The organism is Cupriavidus sp. FW216-B1, assembly GCF_058789195.1.
The window spans coordinates 108,687-135,470 of sequence record NZ_JBYTEL010000007.1; the positions used below are offsets into that span (position 1 = coordinate 108,687).

At 71.1% G+C, this 26,784-nt stretch carries 18 protein-coding genes; 8 read left to right on the forward strand and 10 right to left on the reverse strand.

Going from position 1 to position 26,784, the window contains the following annotated elements; translation table 11 throughout:
- The first annotated feature begins 14 nt into the window (after positions 1–14).
- The 5 genes from tssM (at position 15) to AC3WXD_RS17035 (ending at position 11,067) form a co-directional block, all read left to right on the forward strand.
- Positions 15–4,073, forward strand: coding sequence for a type VI secretion system membrane subunit TssM (gene tssM / locus AC3WXD_RS17015; RefSeq protein WP_492324240.1), 4,059 nt, complete (start codon positions 15–17; stop codon positions 4,071–4,073).
- 51 nt (positions 4,074–4,124) lie between these two features.
- Positions 4,125–4,694, forward strand: coding sequence for a hypothetical protein (locus AC3WXD_RS17020; protein WP_492324241.1), 570 nt, complete (start codon positions 4,125–4,127; stop codon positions 4,692–4,694).
- A 79-nt stretch (positions 4,695–4,773) separates the two neighbouring features.
- The gene (locus AC3WXD_RS17025; RefSeq protein WP_492324242.1) at positions 4,774–7,194 is read left to right on the forward strand and encodes a type VI secretion system Vgr family protein; all 2,421 of its coding nucleotides are present in this window, start codon (positions 4,774–4,776) and stop codon (positions 7,192–7,194) included.
- A 98-nt stretch (positions 7,195–7,292) separates the two neighbouring features.
- Complete coding sequence (locus AC3WXD_RS17030; protein ID WP_020201804.1) at positions 7,293–7,562, forward strand: PAAR domain-containing protein; 270 nt, start codon at positions 7,293–7,295, stop codon at positions 7,560–7,562.
- 13 nt (positions 7,563–7,575) lie between these two features.
- Positions 7,576–11,067: an RHS repeat-associated core domain-containing protein gene (locus tag AC3WXD_RS17035; protein ID WP_492324243.1), complete on the forward strand. Its 3,492-nt coding sequence runs from the start codon at positions 7,576–7,578 to the stop codon at positions 11,065–11,067.
- Here the strand turns inward: AC3WXD_RS17035 and AC3WXD_RS17040 are convergent.
- The 8 genes from AC3WXD_RS17040 to AC3WXD_RS17075 form a co-directional block, all read right to left on the reverse strand.
- Positions 10,960–12,318, reverse strand: coding sequence for a GlcNAc-transferase family protein (locus tag AC3WXD_RS17040; RefSeq protein ID WP_492324244.1), 1,359 nt, complete (start codon positions 12,316–12,318; stop codon positions 10,960–10,962). The two genes, AC3WXD_RS17035 and AC3WXD_RS17040, sit on opposite strands and share 108 nt — an antisense overlap.
- Before the next feature lie 37 nt (positions 12,319–12,355).
- The gene (locus AC3WXD_RS17045) at positions 12,356–13,381 is read right to left on the reverse strand and encodes a fimbrial protein (protein ID WP_020201807.1); all 1,026 of its coding nucleotides are present in this window, start codon (positions 13,379–13,381) and stop codon (positions 12,356–12,358) included.
- Between the two features lie 105 nt (positions 13,382–13,486).
- Positions 13,487–14,584 (reverse strand): type VI secretion system protein TssA, encoded by a 1,098-nt coding sequence (locus AC3WXD_RS17050; protein WP_492324245.1) that lies wholly within the window; start codon positions 14,582–14,584, stop codon positions 13,487–13,489.
- A gap of 18 nt (positions 14,585–14,602) precedes the next feature.
- Entirely contained in the window at positions 14,603–15,646 is a 1,044-nt protein-coding gene (gene tssG, locus AC3WXD_RS17055) for a type VI secretion system baseplate subunit TssG (protein ID WP_492324246.1), read from the reverse strand.
- Positions 15,647–15,648: 2 nt separating this feature from the next.
- The gene (gene tssF / locus AC3WXD_RS17060) at positions 15,649–17,529 is read right to left on the reverse strand and encodes a type VI secretion system baseplate subunit TssF (RefSeq protein WP_020201810.1); all 1,881 of its coding nucleotides are present in this window, start codon (positions 17,527–17,529) and stop codon (positions 15,649–15,651) included.
- Between the two features lies 1 nt (position 17,530).
- Positions 17,531–18,049, reverse strand: a complete 519-nt coding sequence (gene tssE / locus AC3WXD_RS17065; protein ID WP_020201811.1) for a type VI secretion system baseplate subunit TssE — start codon at positions 18,047–18,049, stop codon at positions 17,531–17,533.
- Positions 18,036–18,884, reverse strand: a complete 849-nt coding sequence (locus AC3WXD_RS17070) for a type VI secretion system accessory protein TagJ (RefSeq protein WP_020201812.1) — start codon at positions 18,882–18,884, stop codon at positions 18,036–18,038. The genes tssE and AC3WXD_RS17070 overlap by 14 nt, the downstream gene beginning before the upstream one ends.
- A gap of 1 nt (position 18,885) precedes the next feature.
- Complete coding sequence (locus tag AC3WXD_RS17075) at positions 18,886–19,767, reverse strand: TagK domain-containing protein (protein ID WP_492324247.1); 882 nt, start codon at positions 19,765–19,767, stop codon at positions 18,886–18,888.
- Between the two features lie 619 nt (positions 19,768–20,386).
- Between AC3WXD_RS17075 and tssH the strand changes: the two genes are divergently transcribed.
- From tssH to AC3WXD_RS17090, 3 genes are all read left to right on the forward strand, one after another.
- Complete coding sequence (gene tssH, locus AC3WXD_RS17080) at positions 20,387–23,032, forward strand: type VI secretion system ATPase TssH (RefSeq protein WP_492324248.1); 2,646 nt, start codon at positions 20,387–20,389, stop codon at positions 23,030–23,032.
- Positions 23,033–23,213: 181 nt separating this feature from the next.
- Positions 23,214–23,660, forward strand: a complete 447-nt coding sequence (locus AC3WXD_RS17085) for a lysozyme inhibitor LprI family protein (RefSeq protein WP_492324249.1) — start codon at positions 23,214–23,216, stop codon at positions 23,658–23,660.
- 232 nt (positions 23,661–23,892) lie between these two features.
- A complete protein-coding gene (locus tag AC3WXD_RS17090) occupies positions 23,893–24,882 on the forward strand; it encodes a fimbrial protein (protein ID WP_492324250.1) in 990 nt (329 codons plus the stop codon).
- A gap of 99 nt (positions 24,883–24,981) precedes the next feature.
- Here the strand turns inward: AC3WXD_RS17090 and AC3WXD_RS17095 are convergent, their stop codons facing one another.
- Together AC3WXD_RS17095 and AC3WXD_RS17100 are read right to left on the reverse strand one after the other, a co-directional pair.
- Positions 24,982–25,710 carry a hypothetical protein gene (locus tag AC3WXD_RS17095; protein ID WP_492324251.1) on the reverse strand — a complete coding sequence of 243 codons (729 nt, stop codon included), beginning with the start codon at positions 25,708–25,710 and terminating at the stop codon, positions 24,982–24,984.
- Between the two features lie 328 nt (positions 25,711–26,038).
- A complete protein-coding gene (locus tag AC3WXD_RS17100) occupies positions 26,039–26,728 on the reverse strand; it encodes a glutathione S-transferase family protein (RefSeq protein WP_492324252.1) in 690 nt (229 codons plus the stop codon).
- Positions 26,729–26,784: the final 56 nt, after the last annotated feature.

Below are 26,784 nucleotides of genomic sequence, written 5' to 3' on the forward strand. Positions count from 1 at the left end.
CGACGGAGCCCGCCATGTCTTACTTGAAACGTTTTTTCCGATTCCTGTTCTCGCGGCAGATGCTCGCGTTCATCGCGGTCGCGCTGCTGTCGCTGGCGGTGTGGTTCGTCGGCCCGCTGCTGGCCTTCGGCCAGCTGCATCCGCTCGAGGATGCCGGCCCGCGCGTGACCGTCATCGTGCTGCTGCTGGCGCTGCTGCTGTTCTGGCTGCTGGGGTGGCCGCTGAGCCCGGTCGCCGCCGTCGCGCTGTGTGTGCTGCTGTGGCACGCGGGGCCGCTGTTCGGGCTGGCCGAGCATCATCCGCTGGCGCCGGTGTGGGTGCGCGTGCTGCTGATCTCGGTGATCGTCTTCTGCTACTCGGCCTATGGCCTGTACCGGCTGTGGCACGCGGTGCGCGCCAACCCGGACCTGCTCAAGCGGATTCTCAATCCGTCCTCCGACAAGGCCGACCCGGTGGCGCGCGACGAGATCCGCACGGTCAGCCTGGTGGTGGCCAAGGCGGTCGGGCAGCTCAAGCGGCTGCGCGGCGGCACGCTGCGCACGCGCGTGCTCGAAAGAGGCCGCCATCTGTACGAGCTGCCGTGGTACCTGATGCTGGGCACGCCCGGCGCCGGCAAGACCAGCGCCATCCTGGGCTCCGGGCTGGAATTCCCGCTGGCCGACCAGATGGGCGCGCAGTCGGCGCCGCGCGGCGCGCGCGGCACCGCCAACTGCGACTGGTGGTTCGCCAACGAGGCGGTGCTGATCGACACGGCCGGGCGCTACGTCCAGCACGAGAGCCGGAGCGACGCACAAGTCGAGCAGGCCGAGCAGGCCGAACAAGCCGGAGATGACGAACGCGGTGAACAGGGCCAGCAAGGCCAACAGGGCAAACCGGCAGCGGCGGTCAACGCGGCGGAATGGCGGGGCTTCCTCGGCCTGTTGCGCAAGCACCGTCCGCGCGCGCCGGTCAACGGCGCCATCCTGGCCATCAGCGCGGCCGAACTGCTGGACAAGTCCGACGGCGAGCGCACCGCGCTGGCGGCCAGCCTGCGCGCGCGCCTGGGCGAGCTGCGCAACCAGCTCGGCATCCGCTTCCCGGTCTACGTGCTGGTGACGAAGCTCGACCTGCTGCCGGGCTTTCCCGAGTATTTCCAGTCGCTGAGCGCGGAAGGGCGCGCGCAGGCCTGGGGCTTCACGCTGCCGCACGGCGGCGACGGCGCCTCGGCCGAGGTCGCCGACCTGCGCCGGCATTGCGCCGACGAGCTCGCGCAACTGGAGGCGCGCATCGACGCCGGCCTCAACAACCGCCTGCTCGAGGAGTACGACAACGACCGCCGCAAGACGCTCTACGCGCTGCCGCGGGAATTCCGCAGCCTGTGCGCGGTCCTGGTCGACACGCTCGGGCTGGTGTTCCTCGACTCGCGCTATGACGACACGCAGTTGCAGACCACCATGCGCGGCGTCTATTTCACCAGCACCGAGCAGACCGGCCAGATCGTGCCGGCCGACCGCGAGACGCTGATGCAGCGCCTGCGGCGCCGGCTCGCCAGGCTGCGCCCGGACGACGGCGCGGCCGAGGCCGCCCGCGCCGACGCGGCGCCGCCGGTCCACCGCGGCTACTTCCTGCGCGACGTGTTCCGGCAGGTGATCGTGCCGGAAGCGCACCTGGTGCGGCCCAACCTGAAATGGGAGATCCGCCTGTGCATGGTGCGCTGGGCCGGGCACCTGCTGGTCGCCACGCTGTTCCTGTGGCTGGTCAGCGCGCTCACGGTGAGCTTCGACAACAACCGCGCCTACCTGACGGTGATCTCGCAGAAGACCGGCGAGCTGGCGGCCGGCGTCAAGGCCTACAACAAGGCGCCGCAGGCGGGCGCCATCGCCGGCATGCTGGACGCCTCGCGCGACCTGCCGCAGTACCGCAGCCTCGATCTGCTCGCGCCGGGCGGCGCCTACCGCTACGGCCTGTACACGGCGCCCGTCATCGTCGACGCGTCGCGGACGACATACTCGAGCCTGCTGCACCAGGCCCTGTTCCCGCAGGTGGTGCGCCGCGTCGAGACCGTGCTGGGCGCGCAGGTCGACGCCGGCAACGCCGACGAGGTCTACCGCACGCTGATGGCCTACCTGATGCTCTACGACGACAAGCGCTTCGACGCGCAGACGGTCGGGAACTGGGTGCTGCGCGACTGGGAGCGCACCGACGGCGCCACGGCGATGGGCGGCCGCGAGGCCATGAGCCAGCATCTGGACGCCATGTTCGCCGCGCGCCCGGCTCGACCCGGCGTGCCGCAGGACGCGGCGCTGGTGCAGCGCGCGCGCAGCTTCCTGAGCAGCAACCCGGCGCCGCGCCGGCTCTACGAGCGCGCGATGGCCTCGATGGAGAAGGACGCGCCGGAGAACTTCACGCTGGCCCGCGCGGCCGGCATCCAGGGCGCGTCGATCTTCGTGCTGGCCGACGGCACGCGGTACGAGCGCGGCGTTCCCGGCCTCTACACCTATGACGGCTACCACGAGGTCTTCGGCAAGCGCCTGCCCGAGTTCCTGGCGCGCGCGCAGAGCGACGACGCCTGGGTCATGGGCCGCGCCGAGGCCGCCGCGGCGCCGCTGGGCGGGCTGCGCAACACCAGTCTGGTGGCGGGCAGGTCGGCCATTGCCGACGACATCCGCCGCCAGTACCTGACCGACTACGGCAACCACTGGCAGCAGTTCCTGGCCGACGTGCGGCCGGCGGCGGCCGGCGCGCAGAGCGTCGGCGGCACGCTGGCGCTCGATCTCAACACGCTGCGCGTGCTGGCCTCGCCGGATTCGCCGCTGGTGCGGCTGGCGCGCGCCGCCGTGCGCGAGACCTCGCTGTCGCTGGCCGGGCGCGAGGAGGATTCGTCGCTGGCCGACATGGCGCTGGCCGCGGTGGGGCGCAAGTCCGGCACCGCGCAGGCGGCGGCGACCACTGCCGCCAGGATCGCCGCGCAGCGGCCCGAGCAGCGGCTGGAAAAAGAGCTGGTGGACAACCGCTTCGCCGCGCTGCGCGAGGTCGTCACCGGCCAGGCGGACACCGGCAACGGCCCGGCCATGAGCAATCCGCCGGTCAGCGGCAGCAAGGCGCTGCAGCTCGACGCGCTCATCGCGCTGCTCAACGAGCAGTACACGCGCCTGGCGGTGGCCGACAACGCGCTGGCCAGCAGCAGCATGCCGCCCGCGCTGGACATCGGCACCACGCTGCAGATGGAAGCCGACAAGCTGCCCGCGCCGCTGCGGCTGGTGCTGGGCGGCATCGCCTCGCAGTCGGCCAGCAAGGTCGGGCGCGAGGTGGGCGCGCTGCTGGCGCTGCAGATGGATTCCAGCGTCGGCGCGAGCTGCCGCCTGGCCATCGAGGGGAAATATCCGTTCGCGGCCAGCAGCCAGGAAGTCGACATCGAGGACTTCAACCGCGTGTTCGCCGCCGGGGGCCTGCTCGACGACTTCTTCCAGAAATCGTTCGCCAGTTATGTGGACACCAACGTCAGGCCGTGGCGCTACAAGGCGCTCAATCCCGGCATGCCGCCGATCCAGGGGCCGAGCCTGGAGCCGTTCGAGCGCGCCGCGGCGATCCGCGAGCTGTTGTTCCGCGAGCCCGGCGCCAAGCGCATGGCGTGGAAGATGGATGCCAGGATCGCCGCCATCGACCCGGAGATCACCGAACTGGCGGTCGACGTGGACGGCCAGGGCCTGCGCTACGCGCACGGCCCGGTGCGGCCCTTCGCGCTGAGCTGGCCCGGGCCGCGCGGCGGCGCGGTGGCCGAGATCACGGCCAGGCCGCGCATCCGGCCCGACACCTCGACGATCGTCGCCAGCGGGCCGTGGGCGCTGTTCCGGCTGATCGAGCGCGGCCGCCTGAGCGGCACCGCGTCGGCCAGCCGGCTGGTGGTGGATTTCGATTTCGACGGCCGGCACGCGGCGCTGGAACTGGTCACGGGCGGGCAGTTCAACCCGCTCGCGACCAGCCTGCTGAAGGACTTCCGCTGCCCCGGCACCGCCGCGGGCCGCGGTCCCGGCGGCGCACGCAAGATGGCCGCGGCGCGGCCGGCCGGCGCCGGGCTGCCGGCGGTGCATTGAGCCGGCCGGCGGCACGGCCCCTTACTCGTCAACAGGACAATAGGCGGATTCATGAACATCAGGGACGCTGACACCTACACCTTCGACAAGCTGCCGAGCCGGCACGAGCCGGATACGCGCGCCCTCGAGCGCGCCATCGCCTCGAACTGCACCACGCTGCGCAGCCGCCACCGGGAATATCGGGAAATCGTCGCCTTCCGGCGCCTGCCGCATGCGAAGAAGCTGGAAAACGCGCTGTGGCGCGCCGCCTGGCGCCTGCGCGAGGTGGACGGCGCCAGGGTGGCCGCGCTGTGCGCCGCCGGCAACCTCCACACCATTGCCGGCATGCTCGGCGAGTGGCTGGGCGTCCACGCGACGCCGGTCGGATGGGTGAAGGGCATCGCCACGGCGGCGGGGGAGCCCGCCGTGCCGGGGCCGCGGGCGGTCTACTGCATGCGGCGGGTGGCCGAGTTCGGCCAGAAGATCGTCGACGCGCGTGGTCCGAGGGATCTCGACCTGGCTGCCGATTACCTGGTCGAGGCCGCGCAGGGCATCGGCGCCGATCTGCTGATCGAGGTGCTGCTGCGGCGCGCGCAGGTGCGCGTGCAGCCGCCGCTGAACAGCGGCGGCGCCCGGCCCTGAGCGGCGCGGTGCGAAGCCGCGCGGCCGGGCCGGCCGCGTGGCGCAAATTTGTTTGGTTGAGTAGGATCGAGAGGACTGTATGTCAATGAATTCTTCTGCGAGCCGGATTGTCCAGGATCACACGGTGGCCATCCGCAGCGACGCGATGCCCCGGTTGCTTGGCCAGCCGGCACTCCGGTTCCTGTCCCTGCGGGGCGAGGAGCATCTCGGGAAGCTCTACGCATACGAGCTGCTCCTGCGCACGCCGGATGACTTCCACGTGCCGCTGTCCACCAGCGCCAATCTGGACCTGAAGGCGATGATCGGCACGGAAATGACGGTCAGCCTGCAGCTCGACGGCATCGGCACGGGGGCGCTGGGCGGGGTGGGCGCGGGCGTGCGCGAGATCAGCGGGCTGGTGGTGAAGGCGGGCTTCCTGCGCGGCGAGGGCCGCTACAACATCTACCGCGTGGAGCTGCGGCCCTGGCTGTGGCTGGCCACGCTGACCAGCGACTACAAGATCTTCCAGGACAAGACCGTGGTCGAGATCATCGACACGGTGCTGCACGACTATCCCTACCCGGTGGAAAAGCGCCTCGACATCGAGAAGTACTCGGTGCGCGGCGAGAGCGAGCGCAACGAGCCGCGCGCGTTCCAGGTCCAGTACGGCGAGACCGATTTCGACTTCATCCAGCGCCTGATGGAGGAGTGGGGCATCTACTGGTTCTTCGAGCACACCGACAACAAGCACCGTCTCGTGCTGTGCGACCACATCGGCGCGCACCGCAAGTCGCCCAGCGAGGCCTATCACGAGCTGGTCCACCATCCGGACGGCGGCAAGATCGACATCGAGTACATCGGCTACTTCTCCACCGACGAGGCCTTGCGGCCGGGCCGCGTGGTCATCGACGACTTCGACTTCACGCGCCCGCGCGCGCTGATCGGCACCTCCAACCACCAGCCGCGCGAGACCAACTGGGGCGAGGGCGAGCTCTACGAGTGGCCGGGCGACTACACCGACAGCAAGCACGGCGAGCTCATCAGCCGCGTGCGCATGGAAGAGCGGCGCGCGCCCGGCACGCGGGCCTACGGCAAGGGCAACGTGCGCGGCATCGGCTGCGGGCAGACCTTCGTCCTGACGCGGCACCAGCACGAGGATGCGAACCGCGAATACCTGGTGATCGAATCCGCGCTGGCGCTGACCGAGGTCGCCGACGAGACCGGCAGCGGCTATCGCTACGAATGCAACAACGAGCTGGTGGTGCAGCCCACCGGCGAGGTCTTCCGCATGCCGCGCGAGACGCCCAAGCCGACCACGCACGGCCCGCAGTCGGCCATCGTGGTTGGGCCGCAGGGCCAGGAGGTGTGGACCGACGAATTCGGCCGCGTCAAGGTGCGCTTCCTGTGGGACCGCTACGCGCGCAACGACGCCACCGACTCGTGCTGGGTGCGCGTCAGCCAGGCCTGGGCCGGCACCAACTTCGGCGGCATCTACATTCCGCGCATCGGGCAGGAAGTGATCGTCGGCTTCCTGAACGGCGACCCGGACCGCCCGCTGATCCTCGGCAGCCTCTACAACACCATGACGCCGCCGCCGTGGGACCTGCCCGCGGAAGCGACCAAGAGCGGCTTCAAGAGCAAGACCATCACCGGCGGGCGCCAGAACTACAACGCCATCCGCTTCGAGGACAAGCTCGGCGCGGAGGAGGTCGAGATCCAGGCGGAGAAGGACATGAACCGCCTGACCAAGAACAACGAGTCGCACACGGTCGGCGTGAACCTCTCGCTCGGCGTGGGCCTGACGTACTCGTGCTCGGTCGGCGCGACGTTTACCAGCATCGTCGGCGGCGCCGCCAGCTATTCCGTGGGCGGCGCCGAGTCGACCCAGGTCGGCGGCGCGTCCGCGCTGAACGTCGGCGGCGCGCGCGCGGTCGCGGTCGGCGGCGCCTACTCGACCTCGGTCGGCGGCGTCTACGCGCTGGCCGTGGGCGGCCTGATCAACTTCTGCTGCGGCGCGGCCGGGATCACGCTGTCGCCCGATGGCAGTATCAAGATCGTCGGCACCAAGATCCGCATCATCGGCAGCAGCCACGTGGTGATACAGGGCTCGCAGGTCGACCTCAACCCGGGCGACTCCGACAGCGCGGCCAGCGGCGGCGGCGGCGGCAGCGGCGTCGTGCCGCCGATCCCGCTGCCCGCGTTCGGGTTCTCGGTGACGGCGCCGAAGCTGCGGCCGTTGCCGCCGGCGCCGGAGCCGTCGACGCCGAAGCCGTCGACACCGGAGCCGTCAACGCCTGAGCCGTCGACACCAGAACCGTCAACCCCTGAGCCGTCGACACCGGAGCCGTCAACGCCGGAGCCATCGACACCAGAACCGTCGACACCGGAGCCGTCGACACCAGAACCGTCAACGCCCGAGCCGTCGACACCAGAGCCGTCGACACCAGAGCCGTCAACGCCGGAACCATCGACACCGGAGCCGCCCGAGACGTATCCCGAAACTACAGGTGATGTCGATTGATCCGGCGCCGCCGCGGTCCCTCCGCGGGACCGAAAAGGGGCCGCGGCGTTTACGCGAACCAGGGCGCAGTCGCCCCATTCTTCAGAAGGAGTTTCATCATGGGTAGTCCCGCAGCAAGGCTCGGCGACGCCATCGGCCACGGCGGCGTGGTCGTCACGGCCTCGGGCGACGTGTCCATCAACGGCATCCCCGCCGCCTTCGTCGGCGGCAGCATCGCCGTGTGCGGGCCGCACTGTTCCGCGCAGGCGGTGGTGCTGGGTTCCGGCTCGGTTTTCATCAATGGCCTGCCGGCGGCGTTCGTCGGCAGCCTGACGTCATGCGGAGCGCCCATCGTCACGGGCTCCGGCGACGTCTCCATCGGCGGTTGAGCAAAGGAGAAGCATGAGCGGGATCGGAGGACTGGGCGGCGTGCTGGCCGGCCTGGAAGGCGTGGTGCTGGAATCGCTGGAGGTGGCGCCGCCGGCGGGCCGCTTCCGGCATCAGCCGGGCGACCTCGCGGGGCGCTACGGCGCGCGCCGCGCGCTCTCGGGGCTGTTGTGCGAAACGGTGGACATGACCACCGGGGCCAAGATCTGCCTGCCGTGGAACGAGGCCGATTTCGCGCTGCCCGGACGCCTGCCGATCACCTGGAACCGCTTCTATTCCAGCCTGCTGCCCGGCGGCGGGCTGCTGGGACCGGGCTGGCGCTCGCCCTGGGAAGTCACGCTCGCGCGCGTGCACGACCGGCTGGTCTACACCGACGAGCAGGGCCGCGCGCTGTCGGTGCCGGCGCCGGCGCGCGGCGCCCAGGTCATCGTGTCGGCGGAGCAGCTGCACATCGCCTGCCTGCCCGACGGGCGCATGGTGGTGGCCGACCTGACGCCGCGCTACCGCGTGTTCGGGGACTTCGACGCGCGCGGCGTGGCGCGGCTGAAGTACGTCGAGGACATCCACCAGCATCGCATCGGCTGCATCTGGGACGAGGCCGGCCGCCTGCTGCGCATGCGCGGCACCTGCGGGCACGAGCTGCGCCTGCACTACGCGCAGGCGAGCTCGCGCCTGACCGGCATCGAGTGCGTCGACGGCGGCGCCGCCGGCTTCCTGGCCAGGTACGGCTACGACGCGCACGGCCAGCTTGCCGAGGTGCGCAACCGGCTCGGCGACGTGGTGCGCCGCTTCGCCTATGCCGGCGGGCGCATGGTCGAGGAGACCGGGCCGCTGGGCCACGTCACGCGCTACGTGTGGCAGCCCGTGGGCGGCGCGCAGCGCGTGGCCGAGCGGATCACCAGCGACGGCGCGCACGAGCGCTGCACCTACCGCATCGAGAACCGCACCAGCCAGGCGGTCGACGTGTTCGGCCACGCCGCGCACTGGCAGTACGACACCTGCGGCCGCGTGCGCGCCCACGTCGGCTTCGACGGGCGCCGCCACGTCTTCGAATACAACGGCGCGGGATGGCCGGTCATGCTGGCCCTGCCCGGCGAGCGGCGCCTGCGCGCGGTCTACGACAACCTGGGCCGCGTCACGCAGGAGATCGACCCGCTCGGCGCTGAATGCTCGCGGGTCTATGCCTTCGCCACCGGCAAGCTCGTCAGCATCCGCCATGACGACGGCCGGACCTGGCTGTGGCAGCGCAACGACCGCCTGCAGGCGGTGCGCCGCCAGTCGCCGCGCCACGGCATCACGCAGATCCGGCACGAAGAGCAGGACGGCGGCCTGTCGGAGCACCGCACCGACGAGCAGGGCCAGGCGACCGTGCTGGAGTACGACGCGCGCGGCCAGCTGGCGCGGCGCGTGGAGCCGGGCGGCCGCGCCACCGCCTATGGCCGCGACGCCGCCGGCCACGTCGTGTCCGTCATCGACGCGCAGGGCGCGCTCACCAGGATCGAGCCCGACCTGCTGGGCCGCCCGCTCGTGGTGACGCTGCCGGACGGCCGCGAGGAACGCCACGCCTGGAACGCCGCCGGCCAGCCGGTGTCGTGGACCGGCGCGGACGGGCAGACCCGGCACTGGCACCGCGACGCGCGCGGCAACGTCGTGCGCGCGGTCGACGAGGAAGGCCACGTCACGCTGCACGAATACGACGCGCACGGCCGCCGCACGCGCACCGCGGGCAGCAACGGCGCGATACAGCAACTGGCCTGGGACCCGGCCGGGCGCCTGCAGTCGGTGACGGATGCCGACGGCGTGCGGCGCGAGTTCGCCTACGCGGCGGCCGGCACGCTGGGGCAGGTCACGGCCACCGCGGGCGCGCTCGCGCGCACCGAGACGTTCGACCACGACGCGCTCGGGCGGCTGGTCTCGCGCGAGACGCAGCATGCCCGCTATCGCTTCATCTACACGCGCCGGGGACTGCCCGAGGCGGTCGGCTACGAGCCTACCGAGGCGGGGCGCGCGCTCGGCCTGGAGCCGGACACGATCCGCTTCGAATACGACGCGCTCGGCCGCATGACCGCCGAGCACGGCGCCAACGGCACGCTGACCTATCTCTACGACGCGGCCGGCCGCGCGGCCGAGGTCACGCTGCCGCACGGCCAGACGGTCAAGACCGAGCACGACGAAGCGGGCGCGCCCGCGCTGCTCGGCCTGGGCAGCGGCCAGGACATGCATGGCATCGCCGCGTTCCAGCACGACGCCATGCGCCGCTGCGTGCTGCGCTCGCAGGGCGCGCTCTATCTCCACACTCACTACACCGAGACCGGCTGGCCGCTGCGCTGGTTCGCCATGACCGCCGTGCCTGGCGAGAACGGCGAGATGGCGCCGGGCGAGGTGCTGCAATGGCGCGAGCTGCAATACAGCACCGCGGGCAACCTCGCGCGCCTGGACGACCGCTACGACGGCCGCATCCATTTCGACTACGACCGGCGCGGCGCGCTGCTGCGCTGCGTGTCGGACGACCTCGGCATCGAGTATTTCACGTGGGACGGGGCCGGCAACCTGCTCGACACGCCGCGCGCCGGCTGGCAGCCCGCCATCTACGCGGACCACCGCCTGCTCGAGTGCCGCGGCTACCACTACGAATTCGATGCCTGGGGACAGGTGACGGGCAAGCACGGCGCGGCCGGCGCGCTGTCGCTGGAGTGGGATGCCGAGGGCCGGCTCGTCGTCGCGCGGCAGCGCGACCGCGTGGTGCGCTACCGCTACGACGCGCTGGGCCGCTGCATCCGCCGCAGCGCCGGCCCGGCCGAGCCCGGCCTGGCCGGACTGCAGGGGCTGCCCGGATTGCCGGGGTCACTTTTTGGCGGGGCGCAGGACGAGGCCACGCAACTGGTCTGGCAGGGCGGCCGCCTGGCACAGGAGCGCACCGGCGACAGCATCCGGACCTATCTGTACCACCCGGCCGCGGATGGCCTGACGGCATACGCGCCGCTGGCCTGCGTGGACCAGAAGCACCTCGAGGACGGCACGCTGGGCCCGATGCGCGTGCTGCACTATCACACCGATGGCGCCGGCACCGCCGTGGCGCTCACCGACGAGAGCGGCGAGCCGGTCTGGCGCGGCCGCTACAAGGCCTGGGGCGGACTGGCGCCGTCGACCGGCCTGCGCGAGCAGGCGCGGCAGCCGCTGCGCTTCGCGGGGCAATACGCGGACGAGGAAACCGGACTGCATCTCAATGGCGCGCGCTTCTACGATCCCGACGCCGGCCGTTATCTGAGCCCCGACCGCACCGCGCCGGCCGGCGCGAGCCCGTACCGCTACGTGTTCAATCCGCTGACCGGCGGCAATCCGGACGGGCATGCGGTGCAAATGGCGCGCATGCAGCCATGCGCGCCCGCGCTCCGGATGTCAGGCCTCGACCGCCTGCTCTATCCGTCCCAGTTGCTCACCGGCATCGTCGAGCAGTTCGACGACGTAGCTGGCGGGAAGCTGCCCGAGCCCGGAGGTGAAGACTAGGTTGCGGTCGAACCACTCGCCGCGCATGGCCTGGCCGAATTCCTCGGCCTCCATGACGCGATGGTGCAGCACGCTGCCTGCGGCGTCATGGACGGTCATGCGGCAGGTGTGGACTTTCGTCGACGCCACGTTCATTGTCTTCCGATGCAGGCACAGGCGCAGCTCGTTCGAGCGTACCAGCGATGCCTTCCACTCCGCTTCGGTGCCACGCGCCGGCACCATTCCCTGCGCCGGCGGCGCGGCCTCGAGGGTCGCGCGCTGCACGCCGCGATGGGTGAAATCGATGCCCGCGTAGGTCTCGTACTCGGCGAGCGTGCGCTCGCTGCCCAGTCCGTACGGGCCGAATTCGGCGTCGCCGCGCGGCTCGCCGTCGATGCCGAACAGCGCGCGATTGCGCTGGTACGACATATTGTCGCGCTCCCCCCAGTACATCGGAATCGCGCCGTCGGCCTTGGCCTGCGCCGAGTGGTCGTCCCAGATCTTGGTGCGGCCCTTGCGCGTGTACTCGTGCCAGGCGATCAGCCGATGCGGGTGATAGAGATCGTAGCCGTGGGTATAGGCGCGCGCGGCGATCGAGATTTCCTCGCCAAGGAAGAAATACTGCGGATCATGTTGCACCTCGACCGAGAAACTCCCGTCGGCGAACGTGAAATGGCCACTGTAGAAGCGTGCCGGAACGGGTTGCCGCGGTGTCGCGTGTGACAGCCGGGCCGGGCAAAAGACCACCACGCCCCGCTTGCTGAAGTGGCTGAAGCGCATTTCGAGCTGGTTCTGGCGGCGCCCGCCGGGATCGTCGTGCGGAAAATACGACGGCAGGTATGCCGTGAGGACCGGCTTGGGGCTGGCCGCGCGCAGCGACTCCAGCATGTCGGTCAACTGGCTGTCCCAGCCATCGACGAAGCGGTGGTGCGAGTCGAGCTGCAGCGTGTAGCGCTCGGCGCGGTACTGCTGCTGGATCAGGTTGCGCGCCCAGCAGGCGCCCTGCGATGCCATGTGCGGCACGTCGATCAGTTCGATCGACGCATCGCCATAGGCCAGCGTATGGACCGTGTGCTGGCCGCTGGCGTCGAGGCGCCACTTGGCGAAGCCGCGCGCGAAGAATTCGCTGACGGTCTCGTGCAGCGCGTGCTGCCAGCACACGACGATGCGCAGCATGTCGGGCCGGTCCGCGCGTTCGATCAGGTCGCGCAGCGTCGGGATCAGCTCGGGGTCTCGGTAGCTGGCCATCTGGACAAAAATCGTGGGTTTCATTTCATGAGATGCGGTGATGAGAAGGGAAGGTGTTCGTTCACAGGATGCTCAGCGTGACGGTCGCCGTGGCCTGGATCTGGCCGGCCGTGGGGGTCCGGCTGCCGACCCGCAGCACCGTGGCGTCGAGCGAGAAGCTGGACGCCATCGCGCCATACGGCTCGTGTATGAGCGCGCTGTTGCTGTCGTTGGGCTTGAGGACGTAGGACGTGCTCCGGTCCGCCAGCCGGATCGCCAGGTTGGTGGCGCCGGTGTTGCGGATGAAGCGGGGATCGTCGCCGTCGGGCGTGCCGGCCAGCGTGGCGGTGATCGTGGCGGGCGGGGTCGGGCCGGAGCAGCGCACGGTGAAATCGACCTGCCGCGTGGGGCCCGCGGTGGTGGAGACGTCGGCCGGGCCGAACGGACCGAAGTCGATGTTCAGCGTGCTGCTGTCGACATGACACTTCGGCAGGACCTTGAGTTCGATGCTGTTGACGCTGATGTGCCCGAGTGCAGGAGCAGGCAGGTCGCCGTAGAAGGTGGCAACCGTTCCCAGATTCACCACCGACCGGCTCGGCATGTTGTTGCCGGTCTTGATCAGCTCCATGCGGTATACCGCCCCGGCATTGATGTTGTAGTACACACTGCTGCTGCCTGCCCACGGGAGCGCGACCGGCATGACGTCGACACGCCCGTTGTTGGGGCGCTGATAGCTGAGCCGGAAGCCGACGCCGGGGATGCCGGTGTCATAGATTTTCTGTCCCAGCACGGAAAGCGTGAACGGTGCGAAGAACCCGTAGTTGATTGTCCCGGACGGCGTGATGCAGATGGCAAACCGGAGCCGGTCGTCCATTCTGTATTCGCCTGTCGCGATCGTTTCGCCGATGCCGAGGTCGGGATCGACCTCGGCCGGCCCCGGGAAGTTGATCTGGAACGACGAATACGCCTGGGCTCTGATACCTTCGACGTTGACCGAGTAGTCGATCTCCGGCTGCGTCATCGGCCGGCATTCGGCGAAGGCGCCCGGCGATGCGGCGAGCAGGCCGGCGGCGGACAGGGAGGCCAGTAGCGCGAAAGGTCTTTTCATGGCTGGAAGGGAGTGAGATGGGAACGGCGTGGAAACGAGGCGGGTCCGGGGTGGAAACCCGCGCGGAAGTCGGGGGCGCTGGATAAACGGGAAGGCCGGCCCGGACTACGCATCGACGGCGTCCCACAGCGGCAGCAGGTCGGCGGGGATGATGTGGGCCAGCTCGGAGAAGCGCTTGCCGACCATGCGCTCGGCCTGCCGCAGCAGCACGATGACCGGGCTGCTCGGCTCGTTCTCCTCGAACCACAGGCGCGTGTCGCGGATCGCGGCGAGCGCCTGCCAGCGGTCGGCCGGCGGGCCGGCGCAAGGGCGCGGCGCGTCCGCGGGACCGGCGGCTGCCGGCAGCGCGGGCGCCGCCGGCGGGGCCGCCCGCGTGTCCGGCGCATTGGGCGCATCCGCCGTGTCGCCCGTGTCCGGCATGTCCGCCGCCGGCGCGGGAAGTCCGGCGGGCTGGGCCGCCGCCGCGTGGGGCGATTCCAGGCTGGCCGGCGCGAATGGCTGCAGCAGCTTCGTCAGCGCGCCGAGGTCGGGCGCGTCGGCGCCGAGCGCTGCCCGGCTCCACGCATCGAGTTCGGCGGCGGTCCGCTGCGCCTCGGCGAGCGCCACCACGGCCGGGTCGCGCCTGGCCCACAGCTCGCGCAGCAGCCGGCTGGCCGATTCCGGCGCCAGCGTGTCTTTCTGGCGTGGCACGGCGAAGGCCTTCTCGATGTCGCGCAGCTGCAGTTGCAGCCCCGCCGTCTTGGGCAGCGGGATGTCGCGCGCGTCGGCCAGCGCGCCGTCGGCGTCGGCCAGCGCGGCGATGGCGTTGGCGCACACCACGGGGTCGGGCTCGCCCTCGAAGAACGGCACCGGGTGGAGCGCGTCGCCGTAGCGGTCGAGCATGGCCTTGAGCAGCGCGAGGCTGTCGCGCAGGCCGGCCGCGCCGCCCTGGCGGGTGCGGCAGCGGGCCAGGATCACGGCCAGGCGGATGTCCTTGGTCCGCAGCAGCAGCGCGCGGCAGTCGCGCTCGGCCTCGGCCCAGTTGGCGGGCTGGGGCGCGTCGACGAAATCGCCGTACTGCGCGTCGGCCCGCGGCGCGATGGCGGCCTGCAGCATGACGAAGGCGGGATCGTATTCGAGGTCCGGGCCGCACGGCGCGTCGGCCGAGACGGGTTCCAGAAGATCGGCGTAGCGCAGCGCCGCGGCCGGCGTGTTCGCGTTCATGCGTGAAAATCTCCGAGGTCAGGCACAGTATTTCTCCGGCTCGAACACCATGCCGACGACCGGCAGGTCGTCCAGCGATTCGCCGAGCCAGGTGGAATAGCCGAGCCGCTGCGCGGCGTCGGCGCGCGCCGGCGGCGCCGCGCGCGGCTTGACCAGCAGCTTGATTTCCCAGTCGTACTCGTAGCCGACGAAGGCGCGCACCCAGTCGACCAGCGTGGGCAGGTCGTCGCCATGCGGCGTGAGGCGCAGGTACTGGTCCAGGTCCAGCGGGCCGATCACCAGCCGGAACTTGTGCTGGCAGTCGGGCACCATCTCGCCGAGCATGGCGCCTTCGCACACGATCGAGGACTCGGCCGGCGCGCCCAGCCGGGTGCGCTCCGGCCCGGCGACGCGGATCCAGTGCGCGACGTATTCGTCGACCGCCACCGGCACGCCGAAATAGTGGGACAGCGTGGCCGCCAGTCCGTCCGGGTTGCGCGCCTCGCGCACCAGGTGGGCCGAGGCGGCGTAGCGCGCGTGGGTCGGCGGATGGGTCAGCGCCGCCTCGGCGGTGTCCGTGCCCATCAGGCTGCCGACGTAGAACGAGAACGCCTCGTCGTCGGGGCGGTCGAGCGAGACGGTGGCCTGCGACGCGGCCCAGGCGCGGTAGAACAGCGTGAGCGCGCGCTGGTGGAACAGGTTGGCGAACGCGCTCAGCGTGTGGTCCTGGTGGCTCTCGGCGCGGGTGTAGGCCAGCTCCGTCATGTGCAGCGGCAGCGGCCCCTGCGGCCCCCACAGCCCGAGGCCGAACAGGCGGATGTCCAGGTGGCCGCCGCGCACGTCCAGCGCGGCGATCTCGCGCGGCGCGAAGGCCAGCGACGGCTGCTGGCCGATGCGGAACGGCTCCTGGCCCGGCAGGCTCGCCGTGCCCGGCAGCGGCATGCCGGGCGCGCGCGCGGAGATCGCGCGCAGCAGGCCGAGGAAGCTGGACTGCCACGGCGCGCGCTCGTCGAACCACGCGCGCAGCGCGTCGGGATGGATCGGGGAGCTGGCGTCGACCGGATGCGAGGTGGGCGCGTGCATGGCTACACCGCCCCGCGGCCGCCCATGCGGGCCTTCCAGCGCGTGACGAGGCCGCGCTGCATCGAGCGCAGCTCGGTCTCGGTGAAGACGTTGATCGACACGTGGCGCGCCAGGTAGTGCTCCAGCACCAGCCCGAACAGGTAGGGGCTGACGCCGGAGAAGCCGGTCTCGTCCACGGTCAGCTCGCAGCGCACGCCGCGCCCGTAGACCAGCAGCCCGTGGCCGGGCAGGCGCCGCACCACGGGTTCGGTGCGCGCGCCGACCAGGCTGTCGATCTGCGCGGCCTGCTCGTGGTCGCCGCTGCCGACGAACAGCCGCAGCATGTTGCGCAGCGCCTGCCCGCCGTCGGCGTGGTCGAGCTCGGCCAGCGGCATGTAGTTGAAGCTGAGCTGGCGGATCAGCCGCCAGGCGGTCTCGCCGGCGGCGTAGGGCTCGCGCGGCACGCTCGGCGCGTGCACCAGGCTCACGCCCTCGATCGGCACCGATTCCTGCATGGTCAGGTCGCTGACGCCGTTGCGCGGGATCAGCCGGGGCAGGTCGCGGTTGGTGACCCAGGCCTCCACCGACAGGTAGCGGATGTCGTCGGCGTAGGGCGCCTCGGCCTGGTCGACCAGCGAGACGAAGACCTCGGTGCCGATGTACGGCGTGCGCGTGCCGTACTTGCGCACGTTGGCAGACAGCGTGCGCCGCTCGCGCAGGATGGAGAAGTAGCGGCCGTAGTTGCCGGTGTCGCTGTGCAGGGTCTGGTACAGCGGGTTGAAGACCACCTCGTTCGAGGTCTGCGCCTTCTGGCCGAACACGCGCGACACCGAGAAGACCTCGTAGTCGAGCGGGCGGCTGCGGTCGGGCACCAGGTGGAAGGCGGTCAGCGCGCGGTTGATCTCGACGCGGTCGGTCCGCTTCGGGAACAGGTTGATGACGGGCGTGCAGAACAGCAGGAAGCGCCCGGCGTCGACGTGCGAGGTCAGGGTCTCGGGCAGGCGGTCGAGCAGCAGCACGATCTCCGCTTCCCTGCCGTCGATGGCCGACAGGCCGGCGCCGAGCTGCGTCAGCGCGAAGAAATAGAAGCGCTGGCGGCAGGTGAAATACTCCTGCAGCAGGTTGTGGCCGTGGAAGGTGTTCCACGGCACGGGCAGCAGGCTCTGGTCGGCGCGCAGCCCCTCGAAATCGACCGCGGCGCTGGACACCACATGACCCTCGCCGCGCGCCGCGCCGAACGCGCGCACCACCGAGGCGACGCTGCCGGCGTGGATCAGCTCGAACAGGTGCGAGGCGATGCGCTCGTCGCCGTTGATGTACAGCGGCAGGCGGTCGAGGCCGGCGATCTGCGAGAAGCGGATCTCGCCGACGGTGCGCAGGCGCAGCCGCAGCGCGCCGCGCAACTGCACGTGGGGCCGCAGGTGGCGCTCGGTGGGTGGCAGGTCGGGCGGGATCGCCGTGAGCTTGGCATCGACGATCTCGATCGGCCAGATGGTGACGTCGTGGCCGCTGCGGAACTCGCAGGCGGTCTGCTCGCCGGGCGGCACCGCCGAGCGCAGCACGCTGTGGCGCGGCACCTTGAAGCCCTTGCTAAAATTGCCTTCGCGCAGGCTCGGCCGCAGGCGCGCCACGCCCATCGACGGCGTGGGCGCCATGTAGTTGGGGTAGGTGACTTCGAGCAGGCGCTGGGTGAAACGCGGGAACTCGGCTTCGAGCTTGAGCTGGGTGCGCGCCGACATGAAGCAGAACGCCTCGATCAGGCGCTCCACGAACGGGTCGGCCACCTCGATGCCCTGCATGCCGAGCCGGCGCGCGATCTTCGGGTGCCGGGCGGCGAATTCGCCGGCCAGCTCCCGCATGTAGGTCAGCTCGCGGTTGTAGTGGTCGAGAAACTGCGGGTCCATGTCAGCTGCCTGTGCGTGCGCCCGGATCGAGCGTCACTTTGTTCATTTCGATGTCGAAGGTGCTCTGGATGCGGAACTCCAGCGGATACGGCGACCACTGCATGAGGCCGCTGATCTCGAACACCAGCTTGTTGTAGCTGGCCGCGCCGGGATCGGTCGCGGGGCGGATCGCCACCGACTCGGGAATCAGCCGCGGCTCGAAATGGATGACCGCGGCGCGCAGCAGTTTTTCGAGCGATTCCCAGTTGCGGTCGCTCAGGTAGCTGCCGGACAGCGGCGGCACGCCGTAGTTGACGACGGACGCGGCCGCCGCCGGAAAGCGCGCCGCGTCGAGTTCGCCGTCGAGATTGGTGGTGTTGAGCAGCAGGCTCAGGTCGCGCCGGATGATCCTGCGCATGCCCTCGCCGTCCGGCGCATAGGCGTCGGGGCGCTCGCTGCGCTTGTTGGGCGCGTCGTCCTGCAGCCGGTCGAGCAGCGACGGCAGGTAGGCTGGCCGGTGCCAGTTGTCAGGCTGCCGCATCGCCGTTTCCGTGCGCGAAGCGGCAGCTGCCGAGGTCGAGCAGGCCCCAGTCGCCCTGGTCGGTGCTCCAGGTCTTCTGCCCCAGCCCGATCACGCCGGTGTCGCCGACGTCCGTCCAGCTCGTCTCGCGCGCCAGCCGGCACGGCGTCGGGCCCGCGTCGGAGCCGACGTAGCGGGTCGGCAGGTATCCCTTGAGGACCGTGGCGTCGCGCAGCACCGCGGTGGCCGGGCGCCACACCAGGTCGGTCAGCGTGCCGGCCGGCGTGAAGGTGAGCGACTGCATCTGCTCGAACGGAATCCAGCGGTAGCCGCCGGCCACCGCCATCTCGCAGACCGGGCCCAGGCGCGTGTCGCTTTCGGCCAGCCAGGCGAAGGCGCCCATCTCGGGGCTCTCGCCGGGGCTGGCGGGCGCCTGCTCCAGCGCGGCGCGGCGCAGCGTGTCGGCCGTCGCCACGTCGCCGGCGCCGAGCCGGGCGTTGGCCTGCAGCAGCGTCTCGACCCACGCCGGCGCCGGCGCGATGAAGCCGGGCGTGCGCCGGCCGGCGAACACCTCGATGCGGAACAGCTCGCTCTGGATCAGGCCGCGATGCAGCTGGGCGCGGGCTTCGCCGGCGGGCTCCAGCGTGGCCCAGGTCTGGAGCTGCTTGAGCGCGCGGTTCCATTCGCCGTCGATGCACAGCAGCTGGAACAGCAGCCAGCGTTCCTGCGTATCGGCCGGGCGCTTGCGCACCGCTTCGGCGGTGCGCCGCTGCAACTGGTCGAGCGACTGCGTGCGCAGCATGCCGGCGAGCGTGGCGGCGCTGACGGCATCGGCGGCGGCGGTGGAAACGGTCATGTCAAGGTTGTTCGTCATCGTGGGGTTCCGGTGAAGGGTTCGTGTGTGCCGACGGCGCGTCCGCTGGCGCCTGCGCGCCGGTGCCGGCGGCCTGCGTGTCGGCGTCGATGTCGACGCCGGCGTCCGCACCGATGTCGGTGCCTGTCTCGTCCGGCGCGTCCGTGTCGGTGCGCGCCACCAGCATGGGGAAATGGCTGTCCACGCTGATCAGGTGGTGCTCCTGGCGGGCCAGCAGCGCGGCCTGCGACAGCGCCCGGCCGGCCTTGCGGGCCGGCGCGAGCAGCGCCAGGATCTCGTGGCGGTCTTCCTCGGCGAACAGGTGGTCGGCGCGGAAGGTGTCCATCTCGCCGAGCACGGTGTCGATGTTCTGCTGGCTGCCCAGCAGGTCGCCCAGCAGCGAGCCGGTCTCGAAGCGGCCCCGCGCGTCGAGGAACGGGTCCTCCGGCAGCGGCATGGCGACCTGGGGCCGCCCGATGGCCTTGAGCTCGTGCGCGTCGTGGTCGCGCTCGCGGTGGATCAGCGCGCGGCGGTACTCGGCGAGCAGGCCGGCCAGCGGGTCGGCATCGTCGTCGCTTTCCGGCAGCGCGCCCGGGCCGGCCAGCGGCTCCTCGTCGAAGATGAGCAGCGGCGCCGGCGCGCCCGCCGCCGCGTCGCGGTGCTGCATCGGGTCCGCCTGCGCGCCGGCCAGCGCGGCCAGGTCGCGGAAGTGGGCCGGCTCGCTGCGCGCCAGCGCGTTGCCGATGGCGATCAGGTCGGGCGGCGCGGGCGCGGCGTGGCCGTCCGGCGGCGGCGCTTCGCCGCCGGGCCGCGGAGCGTCGCTCCCGGCCGGGATGGGTTGGTGCGGCCCGGGATGCGCGTGCGCCGCCAGTTTCTCTCTCGACATCGTCAAAGGGTGGTATTTCGCCTGCCTCCATTTCATTTCCCGTTTCCGTTGCCAATGACGGTGCGGAGTGGGAAGGTGAAACGCGGAAGACGGAATAGCGTGTGATGCAAACCGGGGAGATGCTATGCCACGGGCCGATTTGTAGATATAGGAATTGTTCTAAATTTCGGCGGCGCGGCGAATCGCCGATGTGACCCGCACGTCGATCCGTGCGCGCGATCGCGGGCGGGAAATCCAGGCAGGACAAGGCAATGCGCGCCGCCACGCCAGGGAAGTCGCGGCGCGCTTGCGGCGTGGGCAATGCGACGCTTATTCCCGTCCGGTATCGTGAATGCGGAATGTGCTAGGCGGATTTCTTTTATTCCGCCTCATGACATTGCCGACACAATTGAATGAAAGATTGATACTAGTCTTATTGGCAATCGGCAATGATCGCCATTAATGTCTTATTTTTTTCGCACGGCGGATTTCCCGCCCGGCGCTGCCCGCATTCCCGCCTGCATCCCCGCCCGCATCCGGCCCGCTTCCGACTCGCATCCCGCGTGGACAACGGTGCCCCCGATGCGCCGCGCGGCGGATGCGCTCCCGCGCGCACGCCCCATCATTCACGGTCGAGACTATGACGATTTCACGACAGGCTTTGTTCGGCAAGCTCGGAAACTCGCTGTTCCGCAGCGTCGAATCCGCGACGACTTTCTGCAAACTGCGCGGCAACCCCTATGTCGAGCTGGTGCACTGGGTGCATCAACTGCTGCAGGCGCCCGACGGCGACCTGCAGCGCATCCTCCGGCATTGCGAGGTCGACGCCGACGCGCTCGACCAGGACATCCTGCGCGCGCTCGCCGCGCTGCCCGCCGGCGCGAGCTCGATCAGCGACTTCTCGCATCACATCGAGACCGCGATCGAGCGCGCCTGGGTGCTGGCCACGCTCGATTTCGGCGACCGCCGCATCCGCGGCGCGTGGCTGCTGGCGGCGCTGGTCAAGACGCCGGAGCTGCGGCGCGTGCTGCTGTCGGTCTCGCCGGCGTTCGGCAAGATTCCGCTCGACGGGCTGCGCGAGATGCTGCCGGCGTGGATCGACGGCTCGCCCGAGGCCGACGACGCGCCCTACGACAACAGCGATTTCTCCGCCGCGCTGCCGGGCGAGGCATCGTCCGCGCTGGCCGCGCCGGCCGGCGGCGCGCCGCTCGAGCAGTTCTGCTCCGACCTGACCGCGCGCGCCCGCGCCGGCGAGATCGACCCGGTGGTCGGCCGCGAGCTGGAGATCCGCACCATGATCGACGTGCTGCTGCGCCGCCGCCAGAACAACCCGCTGCTCACGGGCGAGGCGGGCGTGGGCAAGACCGCGGTGGTCGAAGGGCTGGCGCGCGCCATCGTCGACGGCGACGTGCCGCCCAAGCTGGCCGACGTGCGGCTGCTGAGCCTCGACGTCGGCGCGCTGCTGGCGGGCGCCAGCATGAAGGGCGAGTTCGAGGCGCGCCTCAAGGGCGTGATCGAGGCCGCGGCGAAGTCCGCGATGCCGGTGATCCTGTTCGTCGACGAGATCCACACGCTGATCGGCGCGGGCGGGCAGGCCGGCACCGGCGACGCCGCCAACCTGCTCAAGCCGGCGCTGGCGCGCGGCACCATCCGCACCATCGGCGCCACCACCTGGGCCGAGTACAAGCGCCATATCGAGAAGGACCCGGCGCTCACGCGCCGCTTCCAGGTACTGCAGGTGCCCGAGCCGGAAGAAGCGGCCGCCATCGACATGGTGCGCGGCCTCGTGCAGACCTTCTCGGGCCACCACGGCGTGGTGGTGCTGGACGAGGCGATCCGCGCGGCGGTGACGCTGTCGCATCGCTACATCCCCTCGCGCCAGTTGCCGGACAAGGCCATCAGCCTGCTCGACACCGCCTGCGCGCGCGTGGCGCTGTCCCAGCACGCGCCGCCGCGCGAGCTGCAGGACGTGCGCCAGCGCCTGCAGGCCGCCCGCGTCGAATGCGAGCTGCTCGACAGCGAGCGGCGCATCGGCATCGGCAACGACCAGGCGATGGCCGCCGTGGGGCGGCGCATCGCCGCGCTGGAAGCCGACGAGCGCGCGCTGGAGGCGGGCTGGCAGGCCCAGGCGGGCGCCGCCCAGGCGCTGCTGCGCGCGCGCGAGGCCGGCATGCCGCCGGCGGCGCTGGCCGAGCTGGAGCAGGCGCTGTCCGACCTGCAGCAGGAGTCGCCGCTGGTGTTTCCCGAGGTCGGCGAAGCCATCGTGGCGGAGATCGTCTCCGACTGGACCGGCATCCCGGTCGGCCGCATGGTGACGGACGAAGTGGCCGCCGTGCAGGTCCTGCCCGATACGCTCGCGGCCCGCGTGATCGGCCAGGGCGACGCCCTGCGCCAGATCGGCGAGCGCGTGCAGACCGCGCGCGCGGGCCTCACCGACCCCGGCAAGCCGCTGGGCGTGTTCCTGCTCGCCGGCCCGTCCGGCGTGGGCAAGACCGAGACCGCGCTGGCGCTGGCCGAGGCGCTGTACGGCGGCGAGCAGAACCTCATCACGATCAACATGAGCGAGTACCAGGAAGCCCACACCGTGTCCGGCCTCAAGGGCGCGCCGCCCGGATACGTCGGCTACGGCGAGGGCGGCGTGCTGACCGAGGCGGTGCGCCGGCGGCCCTATTCGGTGGTGCTGCTCGACGAAGTGGAGAAGGCCCACGGCGACGTGCACGAGATGTTCTTCCAGGTCTTCGACAAGGGCTACATGGAAGACGGCGACGGCCGCTACATCGACTTCCGCAACACCACCATCCTGCTCACCAGCAACGTCGGCTCCGACCTGAGCGTGAACCTGTGCGCCGACGAGGCGCTCGCGCCGGACCACGAAGGCCTGTGCGCGGCGCTCGGCCCGGCCTTGCTGACGGTGTTCCCGGCCGCCTTTCTCGGCCGCGTGACCGTGGTGCCGTACCGCCCGCTGGCGCAGGAAGCGCTGTCGCGCATCGTCGCGCTGCACCTCGACCGCGTGGTCAGGCGCATGGCCTCGAACCACGCGATCGGCCTGACCTACGCGCCGGCCGTGGTCGACTACATCACCGGCCGCTGCCTGGTGCAGGAGACCGGCGCGCGGCTGCTGATCGGCTTCATCGAGCAGCACGTGCTGCCGCGCCTCGCCGCGCAATGGCTCGGCGCGTTCTCGTCGAAGCGCGCGCTGCGGCGCATCGAGATCGACGTGGCCGACGCGCAGGCGGCGCCCGCCGAGGCGTTCGTCTTCCGCGTGTTCGACGGCGACGCGCAGTGAATCCGGCGTGGCCAGGCGCGGGCACCGCAACGCGCGCGCGGCCGACGCCACGGTCCACGAGGCGGCGGTCGGGACGGGGCACGGCCCCGGTCGCGCGGCGCTGCAACGGCGGCGGCGGTCCCGGCCACGCCAGGCAGCCCGGGTACGCGCCCGGGCCGGCGCGCGGGGAAAGGGCGGCCGCATGCGCACGGTGATATCCGTCGCGTATTCGCTTCCCGCTTGCCTGGCCCTGGCCGCGTCGCTGCTTGCCATGCCGGCGCGGGCCGGCGGCGTCGAGGACGCGCGCGCGGCATGCAGCGCCGGCTCGCAGGCCGGCATGCGCGATTGCCTCGCCGGCAAGGCGCGCGCGAGCGAGCACGCGCTGCGGCGAGCCGAGCGGCAGGCCGTGGCCGCGCTCGCCGCGTGGGACGAGGACGCCAGGTACACCACCGCCGCCGCGCGCAAGCTCAAGGCATCCGGCGCGGTTTTCGCGCGCTACCGCGACGCGCAGTGCGAATTCGCCGCCGCGCTTGGCGGCGGCGGTGCCGGCAACACGCACGAGATGCTCGGCCTCGCGTGCGTGGCCGAGATGAACGCGCGGCGCGCCGCGCAGATCGGCAGCGCCGTTGCCGACTTGCCGCCGCGGTAGGCGGAGGCCGGCGCGGGCACGGCACCAGCTACCGTGCCCGCACCGACGGCCTTCGCGCCGGCAGCCACGGCATGGGGCCGTGGCGGGGCCCGCGCGGCATCGCAATCCCGCCAATTCGTCACATCATCCACGGTTTTGCTGCACCGCCCACGATTTGGTACTTGTCTTATTTCATGTGCCGGGACATTTACAGATACTAGCCACGTCCCATCCATTCATCGAAGTGACCACCATGAGGAAAGACGAAGGCAGCTTTCGTGCGCAAGCTGTGCAAATTGCGCAAGCTGTGCGGCCCCGCCGCACGATCGCGGCCGGCGCCATCGCGGTGCTTCTGTCGTCCGCATGCGGCTGGGCAGTGGCTGACAACATCGTCACCGCATTCGGGCGGGATCTCGCGTTCCCCGCGCTTGCCGCGCCGGGCACCGTGCTGGTCCGCGAGTCGGTGACGCCGCAGCAACTGTGCGGGGCGCCGACCTGCACGCTGGCACGGCCCTCGTTCTGGGTCCACGGCGGCGCCTATACCGCGGCCGGGCCGGTGGTCGACGTCGACGTGTCCGGCATCGGTCTGCAGGTGCTGCTCAACGGTGCTCCGCTCACCACGACCACCTTTGCGCCGGCAGTCACCATATCCAGTCCGCTCGAGGTGCAACTGGTGCGCACCGAGGCGACGATGTCGCAGGGGGATCTGGCTGGCGGCTGGCGCGCGAACCTGAACCTTTGCGCGACCGCGACCCCGGGCTATAGCGCCTGCTACAGCTACCAGCGCTTCGCCTCGATCCAGCTCGCCGGCAAGATCAAGCCCATCGCCGGCACCTGCCAGACGCCGAGCCAGACCATCACGCTGCCGCCCGCGCAGAAGCGCGCGTTCACGGGCGCGGGCAGCACCACCGGCGAGATCGGCTTCGAGGTCCGTCTGCTCAATTGCCCGCCCGGCTACAACCGCGTCGGCTACGCGCTCGATCCGGCCGGCGGCACGGTCGCCAACGCGCCCGGCGTGCTGCCCGCGGGCTCGGGTTCCAGCGCGGGCGGGGTCAATATCCGGCTCACGGACAGCGGCGGCACGCCGGTGACGTTCAAGCAGTCGGTGCAGGTCGGTGCCTACGACAAGGGCACGGGCGGATCGTATGCGATCCCGATGAAGGCAGCCTATTTCCAGACCGGCGATACGGTCACGCCGGGCACCATCACTGGCGCTGTTACCGTGCTGATCGACTACCAGTAGATTCCCCGGCGGCCCTCGTTCTCCGGCCGGCAGCGCCGGCAGGGCGGCGGATTGTGCCGGGTTAGCGTCGGCATAGCGCGGGTCCGCATCGGGGCGCGGCTAGTGGTGATGCTCCTGGTCGTCCTCGACGGGCAGGCCCACGCCGACGCCCATCCCGCCACCACCGCCACCACCACCACCACCGCCTCCTCCCATGCCACCGCCGGACTTTCCCTCGCCGCCCTTGGCGCCGCCTTCGGCCTTGCCGCGCGCCGCGGACGGGCGGGCCGGTCCCTGCTTCGGAATCTGCAGGCTGGCCGGCACCGGCTCCAGGTCGAGCACCTGGCGGATGAAGTTGCGCAGCGAGACCACCAGCTCGTCGGTATGCGTCGGCCGGCCCGCGGCCAGCTCCGCGGCCGCCTTCGACGCCAGCAGGACCTGTTCCTCGGTGCCGAGCAGGATGATGTCGGACAAGGCCGCCTCGACCGCGTCGCGCATGCGCCGCGAGCGGTCGACGCTGGGCCATGCGCCGGCGGCCGGCGCATCCGCCGCGATGGCGCCGGCCGCCTGTTCCGCGTCGGGGCCGTCCGCGCCCGCGCTCCGCCGGCGCAGGTCGCGCAGGTGCGTGGGATCGACCGCGAGATTGCCGGTGAACGAGCCGCCCAGCGTCTTGTAGGCGGCGATGAGCGTGCGCAGGCGTTCGTTGATCTGCCGGTTCTCGCGCTCGCGGCGCTGCTGGATCGTCTGCATGACGACGAGGCGTATGCCGACGCCGATCAAGGTGATCAAGGCCAGCCCGAACAAGGTCGAAAGCAGGCCCTGCCAGGAACTGAAATCCAGGTTGCGCATGTGGCGGCTCCGAGGGCTGGGATGCCGAATCTTAGCGGATGGGCCGGTCGGGCTTCCGCGGCGCGCCGGCGGACCGCATCGGGATGCCGGGGGCTCGCGGCTCATTCGCGCCGGAAGTCTTCGCCGCGCGTTGCGCCGGCAAAAAAAAAGAGCCCCGCGCGGCGGGTACGCGCGCGGGGCTGGGCAGGACTGATGGTCGGGGGCGCCGCACCTCCTCTGGAGGCACGAGCGCATCTTACGCAACGGCCGCCGGTTCAAAACGCGGAGTAGCGCGGCCAATTCCGCTCAATCCCGGTTTTGTCCGCGTGGACGGACGCGCCGTCGCGTTTCAGGGCAGTTGGCCGGCCAGGAAGCGGGTGGGGATCTTGTCTGCCATTGGAAACATGGAGAAATAGGGCTGTGCCTCGGCCAGCACGCGCCGCACGCTCGGGCGGCTCACCAGCCGCTCGAAATAGGCGGCGAGGTTCGGGTGCGTGTCGGCGAACGGCTGCGCGATGCCCGCGTAGAACAGCGCCGGCGTGGCCGCGCAGTCGGCCAGCGAGAACTGTTCGCCGGCGGCCCAGGTGCGCTCCGCCATGTGCTTGTCGGCCACGCCGTAGGCGGTGCGCAGGCCGGCCAGCGCATCCGCCACGCCGCGCGGGTCGCGCTCGGCTTGCGGGCGCAGGCGGTCGCCGACGATCTTCTGCATCGGCAGGTGCACGTAGAGATCGAACAGGCGGTCCCACAGGCGCGCTTCGCGCCGGCCGTCGCCGTCGGCGGGCAGCAGCGGCCGCGGGCCGGGATAGTGGCGGTCGAGGTACTCGATGATGATGGTGCTCTCCGGCACCGTCTGCGCGCGCGCGTCGTCGCGCAGCACCGGGAACTTGCCGACCGGCCACAGCGCCACGAAGGCGGCGCGGTCGGCCGCGTCGCCGAGGTCGACGACGCGGCCGGCGAACGGCGTGCCGTTCTCGTAGAGCGCGATCAGGACCTTGTGGCAGAACGATGACAGCGGATGATAGTGCAGCGTCAGGGCCATGACATTTCCTCCTTGCCGTTCGGCGCAGCCGGGGCCTGGCGTGCGCCGTCACATCG